Source organism: Stenotrophomonas sp. BR163 (assembly GCF_047520985.2).
In the GTDB taxonomy this organism is placed as follows: Bacteria; Pseudomonadota; Gammaproteobacteria; order Xanthomonadales; family Xanthomonadaceae; genus Stenotrophomonas; species Stenotrophomonas sepilia.
In genome coordinates this window covers 118,290-126,392 of the sequence record NZ_JAXBRE020000013.1, presented here as the reverse complement: position 1 = coordinate 126,392, position 8,103 = coordinate 118,290, and the positions used below count along the sequence as shown (strand labels likewise).

Annotated in this window: 11 protein-coding genes; 10 read left to right on the top strand and 1 reads right to left on the bottom strand. The window is 67.8% G+C overall.

Annotation, left to right across the window (positions count from 1 at the left end; translation table 11 throughout):
* Window positions 1-105 precede the first annotated feature (105 nt).
* Window positions 106-570, top strand: a complete 465-nt coding sequence (locus ACM0PY_RS12740; protein WP_180884704.1) for a YqhG/Tai3 family protein — start codon at window positions 106-108, stop codon at window positions 568-570.
* A gap of 89 nt (window positions 571-659) precedes the next feature.
* Here ACM0PY_RS12740 and ACM0PY_RS12735 read toward each other — a convergent pair whose 3' ends face one another.
* Entirely contained in the window at window positions 660-1,454 is a 795-nt protein-coding gene (locus tag ACM0PY_RS12735) for a cytochrome C assembly family protein (protein WP_005415730.1), read from the bottom strand.
* A gap of 122 nt (window positions 1,455-1,576) precedes the next feature.
* On the opposite strand from ACM0PY_RS12735, the gene ffh reads away from it, so the two are divergent.
* From ffh to ACM0PY_RS12690, 9 genes are all read left to right on the top strand, one after another.
* Entirely contained in the window at window positions 1,577-2,953 is a 1,377-nt protein-coding gene (gene ffh / locus ACM0PY_RS12730; protein ID WP_005408591.1) for a signal recognition particle protein, read from the top strand.
* Window positions 2,954-3,101: 148 nt separating this feature from the next.
* A complete protein-coding gene (locus tag ACM0PY_RS12725) occupies window positions 3,102-4,178 on the top strand; it encodes an NAD(P)H-dependent flavin oxidoreductase (RefSeq protein ID WP_072166886.1) in 1,077 nt (358 codons plus the stop codon).
* On the top strand, window positions 4,175-4,987 hold the full coding sequence (locus ACM0PY_RS12720; RefSeq protein WP_180884702.1) for an aminotransferase class IV family protein: 813 nt from the start codon (window positions 4,175-4,177) through the stop codon (window positions 4,985-4,987). The genes ACM0PY_RS12725 and ACM0PY_RS12720 overlap by 4 nt, the downstream gene beginning before the upstream one ends.
* Window positions 4,988-5,074: 87 nt before the next feature.
* Entirely contained in the window at window positions 5,075-5,335 is a 261-nt protein-coding gene (gene rpsP / locus ACM0PY_RS12715; protein ID WP_005415733.1) for a 30S ribosomal protein S16, read from the top strand.
* Window positions 5,336-5,379: 44 nt separating this feature from the next.
* Window positions 5,380-5,892: a ribosome maturation factor RimM gene (gene rimM, locus ACM0PY_RS12710; protein ID WP_180884700.1), complete on the top strand. Its 513-nt coding sequence runs from the start codon at window positions 5,380-5,382 to the stop codon at window positions 5,890-5,892.
* A gap of 8 nt (window positions 5,893-5,900) precedes the next feature.
* A complete protein-coding gene (gene trmD, locus ACM0PY_RS12705; RefSeq protein ID WP_180884698.1) occupies window positions 5,901-6,659 on the top strand; it encodes a tRNA (guanosine(37)-N1)-methyltransferase TrmD in 759 nt (252 codons plus the stop codon).
* Between the two features lie 154 nt (window positions 6,660-6,813).
* On the top strand, window positions 6,814-7,215 hold the full coding sequence (rplS, locus tag ACM0PY_RS12700; protein WP_005415736.1) for a 50S ribosomal protein L19: 402 nt from the start codon (window positions 6,814-6,816) through the stop codon (window positions 7,213-7,215).
* Between the two features lie 82 nt (window positions 7,216-7,297).
* Window positions 7,298-7,678: a DUF6404 family protein gene (locus ACM0PY_RS12695; protein ID WP_180884696.1), complete on the top strand. Its 381-nt coding sequence runs from the start codon at window positions 7,298-7,300 to the stop codon at window positions 7,676-7,678.
* Between the two features lie 78 nt (window positions 7,679-7,756).
* On the top strand, window positions 7,757-8,103 hold a 347-nt coding region (locus ACM0PY_RS12690; protein WP_495493261.1), incomplete at its 3' end, for a DUF1801 domain-containing protein.

Sequence of the window (8,103 nt, the reverse complement as noted above, 5' to 3'; positions counted from 1 at the left end):
GTCGTTGCCTGGTAGAAGGCGCGGGCCACCGCCTCTGGTTCCTGGCAGGCGGGTGACGCCTGCACGGTGGGGGCCAGCGGCCGGCACTACCTCAGGGAAAAATACATGCGAAAGACAGGGATGTTGATGATCGCCGGGCTGCTGCTGGCCCCCACCGTGCAGGCGTCACCCGCCTGCCAGGAACCAGAGGCGGTGGCCCGCGCCTTCTACCAGGCAACGACGGGCAACGGTGATCTGCTGGAGCCACCCCCGGCCCTGGTCAGCCCTGCCTTCGGCAAGGCACTGCGTGGAGAGCGCGCCTGCCAGCAGCGCGAAGAGGGCATCTGCACAATCGATTCGGATCCGTGGCTGGATGCGCAGGACGGTGACATCGAAACCCCGGTGCGCTACAGCTGGAAGGAGGCTTCGGCCTCCGCCGGCCAGGTCGAGATGCGCTATTCGGTGTGGAAGAAGGCCTACCTGACCCGCCTGCCGATGGTGCGCCACGGGCAGGGATGCTGGCAGGTTGATGACATCGTCACCAACAGTGGTCGTTCGGTGCGGAAGATCCTGGCCCAGCCGCTGCCTTGACCGCCCACGGCATCCACGCATGGTGCGGTCCAGCGGCCGGCACTACCCGGTGATGCTGGGGTGGGTGCCGACCGTTGGTCGGCACGCCTTTATCGCGAATGCCCGAACACCAGTTCGATCACGAACTGGCTGCCGAAGAAGGCCAGCAGCAGCAACAGCATCGCCGCCAGCGTCCAGTGCACCGCCTTCATGCCGCGCCAGCCGTAGCGCCGGCGGCCGATCAGCAGCACGCCGAACACGATCCACGACAGCACGCTCAGCACGGTCTTGTGCACCAGCTTCTGCGCCAGCAGGTCGTCGACGAACAGCACCCCGGTGACCAGGGTCAGGGTCAGCAGCGCGAAGCCGACGGTGATCACCCGGAACAGCAGTGATTCCAGGTCGGCCAGCGGCGGCAGTGCCCGCAGCCAAGGCCGGAACTCGCGGCGGCGCAGCGCGCGTTCCTGCAGCCACAGCATGATCGCCAGCAACGCGGCGATGCTCAGCGTGGCGTAGGCCAGCAGGGCCAGCCAGGCGTGGCTGGCCAGGCGCCAGCCCAGTACCTTGCTCGGTTCGTGGCCGTAACCGTGGTAGGCCAGCAGCAGCACGGCGGCCAGCGGGAACACCACCACGCCCAGCGCCGACATCCGCCCGCGCGCGCCGACCAGCGACGTCAGCCAGGCCATGCCCAGGCCGACCAGCGACAGTGCGGCGAAGAAGTGCATGTCCGGCCCGCCGTTGGTGCGCATCGCCACCATCACGTGGTAGCCGCCGTGCAGCAGCATGGCGGGCAGGGCCGGCCACAGCCAGATGGGGGAGCCGGTCGTCTCATCGCGGCCAAGCGCGCGCACCAGCAGGGCACTGGCAGCCAGGTAGAGCAGGACGGCGATGAGAACGATTGTCATCGTTGCAGTTTCGCATACCCCCGTGATGCTGGCGACGGCCCCGTGGCCGCAGTCCGGGGAGACAGCCGGACCCGTTATACTGTCTGCCTTATTGTCCCCCGCTTTCAGACAGGTTGCGCCGCATGTTCGAGTCCCTGACCCAGCGCCTTTCCGGCACCATCGAGCGCCTGCGTGGCCGTGGCCGCCTGACCGAGGAGAACATCCGCGAGGCGACCCGCGAAGTGCGCATCGCGCTGCTCGAGGCCGACGTTGCGCTGCCGGTGGTGCAGGCCCTGATCGAGCGCATCAAGGTGCGCGCGGTCGGCCAGGAAGTGCTGAAGTCGCTGACCCCGGGCCAGGCGCTGATCAAGGTCGTGCGCGACGAGCTGACTGCGGTGATGGGCGCCGAAGCCAGCGACCTGAACCTCAATGTGCCCGCTCCGGCCATCATCCTGATGGCGGGCCTGCAGGGCGCCGGCAAGACCACCACCGTGGGCAAGCTGGCCAAGCACCTGAAGGAAAAGCGCAAGAAGAAGGTGATGGTGGTCTCGGCCGACGTCTACCGTCCGGCCGCGATCGAACAGCTGAAGACCCTGGCCGAGCAGGTTGGCGTGCTGTTCTTCCCGTCCAGTGCCGACCAGAAGCCGGAAGCCATTGTCCGCGCCGCCATCGACGATGCACGCAAGTCGTTCGTCGACGTACTGCTGGTCGATACCGCCGGCCGCCTGGCCATCGACGAAGCGATGATGGCCGAGATCAAGGCCCTGCACGCTGCGGTGAATCCGGCCGAAACGCTGTTCGTGGTCGACGCCATGACCGGCCAGGACGCGGCCAATACCGCCAAGGCCTTCGGCGATGCCCTGCCGCTGACCGGCGTGGTGCTGACCAAGACCGACGGTGACGCCCGCGGCGGCGCCGCGCTGAGCGTGCGCTACATCACCGGCAAGCCGATCAAGTTCGTCGGTGTCAGTGAAAAGCCGGAAGGCCTGGACGTGTTCCACCCGGACCGTATCGCCAGCCGCATCCTCGACATGGGCGACGTGCTGTCGCTGGTCGAGCAGGTCGAGCAGCAGGTCGACAAGGACAAGGCCGCCAAGCTGGCCGAGAAGGTCGCCAAGGGCAAGAAATTCGACCTGAACGACATGCGTGACCAGCTCGAGCAGATGCAGAACATGGGCGGCATCGGCGGCCTGATGGACAAGCTGCCGGGCCTGGGCAACATCCCCGACCATCTGAAGCAGCAGGTCAGCCAGGGCAAGGAAGTGCCGCGCATGATCGCCATCATCAGCTCGATGACCAAGAAGGAACGGCGCAATCCGAACCTGCTCAACGGCTCGCGCCGCGCGCGCATCGCCAAGGGCTCGGGCGTGACGCCGGCCGACGTCAACAAGCTGATGAAGCAGTACATGCAGATGGAAAAGATGATGAGCAAGATGGCCGGCGGTGGCATGAAGGGCATGTTGCGCAGCATGAAGGGCATGATGGGCGCCATGGGCGGCCGCGGCATGCCGTTCCGTTGATGACGGCCCCGTCCGCAATCTGATGTAGCGCCCGGGCCCACGCTCGGGCGGCGGCGCACAAGCGCCGCAGCAGGCCGTCGGGCAGCAGGCTCGACTCTTCCCCTGTCCTGCGCGCACCATGGGGGCCTGTCCGAAACGATGGGCCGTCATGCAGAGTTCCGCTGTAGCTTCCCGCGCCGAGGCGTTCTGCCGTCGCTTTGGCGTTTCCGTTCCGATCCTGCTGGCACCGATGGCCGGTGCCTGCCCGGTACCGTTGTCGGCTGCGCTGGCCAACGCCGGCAGCATGGGCGCAATGGGCGCGGTGTTGTCCTCTTCGGCCGATATCGGTCGCTGGATGGATGACTTCCGCGCAGCCTCCAGCGGTCCGGCGCAGGTGAACCTGTGGATGCCGGACCCTGTACCTGCCCGTGACGTTGCCGCCGAGGCCGCCAGCCGCGCCTTCCTCGCGCAATGGGGCCCGGAGGTGCCGGCCAGCGCCGCCGACGCCACGCCGGCCGACTTCGAAGAACAGTTCGCCGCACTGCTGGCGGCGCGTCCTGCGGTGGCCTCGACCATCATGGGCGTGCTGTTGCCGCGCCACGTGCAGCAGTTGAAGGACGCCGGCATCGCCTGGATCGCCTGTGCCACCACCTTGTCCGAAGCGCGCGCGGCACAGGACGCCGGCGCCGACGCGGTGGTGGCGCAGGGCGCGGAGGCCGGCGGCCATCGTGGTTCCTTTGATCCGGCGATGGCCGAGCGCCAGCTGGTGGGACTGTTTGCGCTGCTGCCGCGCCTGGCCGATCAGCTGCAGATTCCGGTGATTGCCGCCGGCGGCATCGCCGATGGCCGTGGCATCGCTGCCGCACTCACCTTGGGCGCCAGTGCGGTGCAGATCGGCACCGCCTTCCTGCGCACGCCGGAAGCGGCGATCGCTTCGGCGTGGGCCGATGGGCTGGCCGCCAGCGAACCGGAAGACACCTGGCCGACCCGCGCCTTCAGTGGTCGCCTGGGCCGTGGCCTGGCGACGCCCTATGTGCGCGCCGCTGCCGCAGAAGGCGCCCCCGCGCCGCGTCCATACCCGGTGCAGCGCGGCCTGACCGCCCCGATGCGCAGGCAGGCGGCACAGGACAATCGTCTCGCAGCGATGCAGGCCTGGGCCGGGCAGTCGGCGTGGATGGCGCCGGCGCAGCCGGCCGCCGACGTGCTGCGCGGCATGTGGGAACAGGCGCAGGCACTGCTGCCATGATGGTGAGCTGCAACGGCCGGGCGGCGCAGGTGGAGGATCTCCTGCCGGCGCTGGTGAATTACGGCCACTTCACCTCGCTGCAGGTGCGTGATGGTGCAGTGCAGGGGCTGGACCTGCATCTGGCGCGGCTGTCACAGGCTACGCGCGAACTGTTCGGCAGCGAACTGGACACGGTGCAGGTACAGGCATGGATGGCGCAGGCATTGCAGCAGTCAGGGCAGGCCGATGCCTCGCTGCGGGTGACCGTGTACTCGCGCCGCTTCGATTTCCGCAACCCGTTGGCGGCGGTGCCGGTGGACGTGCTGGTGGCGGCGTCCGCGCCGGTGACGCTGACAGCCTCCAGGCGTGTGCGCAGCGTGGCCTGGCAGCGCGAGCTGCCGCAGATCAAGCACGTCGGCACGTTTGGCCTGTTCGCCGAGCGTCGCGCGGCGATGGCGGCGGGTTTCGACGACGTGCTGTTCATGACCGCCGATGGCCACGTGAGTGAAGGCAGCACCTGGAACCTGGCCGTGCACGATGGTGAACGGCTGCTCTGGCCGCAGGCGCCAGCCCTGCGCGGTACGGCCGAAGCGCTGCTGAAGCAGCATTGGCCGGGACCTCAGGTCACTCAGCCGCTGCCGCTGGCCGATCTGGCCGGCGTGAAGGCGGCTTTTGCCTGCAACGCCAGCGGCCTGTGGGCGCTGGAGGCCATTGACGGGCATGTCCTGCCCGGCTCGCAGGCGCTGGCTGAACAGGGCAGGGTGGTGCTGGCGGCGGTGGCCTGGCAGGGATTGGGGTCAGCCCCCTTTTGCGGCACAAAAGCGATCTGACCCCCCGGGGTTGGCCCGGCCGCGATCTGCCGCTATAATCGTCCGCTTACCTCGCCATCCTGGCGACTGGGCAATAGGAAAAACACCATGGTCAAGATCCGACTGACCCGCGGCGGCGCCAAGAAGCGTCCGTTCTACCACATCATCGTCACCGACGTGCGCAGCGCGCGCGACGGCCGCAACATCGAGCGCGTTGGCTTCTACAACCCGGTCGCCCAGGGCGCCGAGAAGCGCATCGAGCTGGACCTGGCCCGCGTTGACCATTGGGTCAAGAACGGCGCCCAGCCGACCGACAAGGTCCGCAACCTGATCAAGGAAGCGACCAAGTCCCAGGCCGCTGCGGCCTGATCCTGACGGGCCACGCTTCGGCGTGGCCCTCTTGGTTGAAGCAGATGAAAGATATCGAGCGCCGCATCCTGCTGGGCAGGGTTGTCGGCGCTTTTGGTGTGCGCGGCGAGATCAAGCTCGAGTCCTGGACCGAGCCACGTTCCGCCATTTTCCGTTACCAGCCGTGGATCGTGCGCAGCCCGTCCGGCGTGGAAACCACGGTTGAGGGTGTACGCGGCCGCGACAGCGGCAAGCACCTGGTGGCCCGTTTTCCCGGGGTCGAGGATCGCGATGTGGTCGAAGCGATGCGCGGCACCGAGATCTACGTGGCCCGCAGTGCCCTGCCGCCGCCGAAGCCCGATGAGTATTACTGGGTGGACCTGGAAGGCCTGGATGTGAAGACCACCGAGGGCGTCGCCCTGGGCCAGGTCTCGCACCTGTTCAGCACCGGCGCCAATGACGTGGTGGTGATCCGGGGTGACCGCGAGCGGATGATTCCGTTCGTGCAGCCGGACTTCGTCAAATCGGTCGATTTCGAGGCCAACCTGATCGTGGTCGACTGGGACCCCGAGTTCTGAGTGCGAGCATGCGTTTCGACGTCATCACCCTGTTTCCCGACTTCCTCGCCCAGTCCGCTGGACTGGGCGTGGTCGGGCGCGCACAGGAGAAGGGACTGTTCAGCCTGCATGGCTGGAACCCCCGTGATTACGCCGAAGGCAACTACCGCCGGGTGGACGACCGTCCGTTCGGTGGTGGCCCGGGCATGGTGATGCTGATCGAGCCGCTGCAGGCCTGCCTGCAGGCGATCCGAGAGGCCGATCCCACTCCGGCGCGGGTGATCTACCTCAGTCCGCAGGGCGCGCCGTTGACCCAGGCCAAGGTGCGGGAACTGGCGGCGCTGCCGCGCATGGTCCTGCTCTGTGGCCGCTACGAGGGCATCGACGAGCGTTTCCTGGAGGCCAATGTCGACGAGGAAATCTCCCTCGGCGACTACGTGCTGTCCGGGGGCGAGCTGGGCGCGGCGGTGATCATCGACGCCGTGGCCCGCCTGCAGGACGGTGCCCTGAACGATGCGGAGTCGGCGGCGCAGGACAGCTTCGAGGGCGACCTCGGTCTGCTCGACTGCCCGCATTACAGCCAGCCGGCCCAGCACCCGCTGGGGGACGTGCCGGAGGTGCTGCGCTCGGGCAACCACGCGGCCATCGCCGCCTGGCGCCGCCAGCAGTCGCTGCTCCGGACCGCCCAGCGGCGCCCGGACCTGCTGGATGAACAGGCACTGGGCAAGGCCGACCGCAAACTGCTGGAGCAGGGCCGCCAGGCCCGGAACCAGAAGGCCAGCCCCTAGCGCAGGGCTGGCTTTATCGGCTATCATGGCCAATTCCCGCCAGCCCCGGTTGGCGCGCGCAGTACCCAAAACAAACGTGCAGCACAGTCCGGTGACTGCATGAGCCCACGTTGTCGATATGACACGCCCACCCGAACAAGAATCGGTGTAACCCATGAGCAAGCTGAACAAGTCCATCGTCGCGGAATTCGAATCCGCCCAGATCACCCGTGAACTGCCGAAGTTCAGCCAGGGCGACACCGTTGTCGTCAACGTGAAGGTGAAGGAAGGCAGCCGCGAGCGCGTGCAGGCCTACGAAGGCGTCGTCATCGCCACCAAGAATGCCGGCCTGAACTCCTCGTTCACCGTCCGCAAGATCTCGCACGGCTACGGCGTCGAGCGCGTTTTCCAGACCCACAGCGCCATCATCGACTCGGTCGAAGTGAAGCGTCGTGGTAAGGTCCGCGCCGGCAAGCTGTACTACCTGCGTGGCCTGGAAGGCAAGGCTGCCCGCATCAAGGAAGACCTGGCTGCCGCTGCTGCCGCCAAGGCTGCCCGTCTGGCCGACAAGGCCTGATAAACAACTTCGGTTGTTGCCGCGACGGCCACCTTCGGGTGGCCGTTTGCGTTTCCGGCATCGCATCGGCCACGATCAGGTGATGAGCGACATCAACCCGCGCTATCCTGCCGTGATCCAGTCGGCGCTGCGCTTCCTGGACGGCCAGGGGCTGGCGCGCGTGCAGTCGGCACCGCTGCTGCATCGCCTGCTGTGGCGCCTGGGCATTGCACTGCCGCCGCCGATCCTGGCCGGATTTGCTACCAACGCGTTGGTGCAGGGCCTGCTGTTCGGGCTGTTCTGGACCGCGCTGATGTGGTTGATGCTGTGGCAGGGCAGCGAGCGCCCGCTGGCGCTGTTGCTGGTGGCCGGCCTGTCGGCTGGCGTGCTGTTCGGCATCGTGATGGCAGCGCTGATGCGCTCGCTGCGCCGCCACCGCAAGCTGCCGGACTGGCGACGGTTCCGCGCACGGCAGGCGGACTGAGCCGATGGCGCACTGCGCCGTGACCACACGGCGGGCCCGCGCTAGGCTGCAGCTTCATCCCGATGGACGTATCGTGCGATGCCTGCCAAGCGAACCGCACCTTCCACTGCGCCCACGCTGCTGTCCGGTGGCAACCCGCAGATCGCCAAGGGCGAGGGCGATGCGCCGGTGCAGGCATACGTTGCCGCCATGCCGGGTTGGAAACGTGCGATCGGCGCGCGACTGGATGCATTGATCGAGCAGGCCGTACCTGGCGTGCACAAGGCGGTGAAGTGGAACTCGCCGATGTATGCGGTTGCGCCGGGCGAAGGGTGGTTTCTCAGCTTCCATTGCTTCACCCGCTACATCAAGGTGGCGTTCTTCCGCGGCGGGGGGGGGGGGGGGGGGGGGGGGGGGGGGGGGGGGGGGGGGGGGGGGGGGGGGGG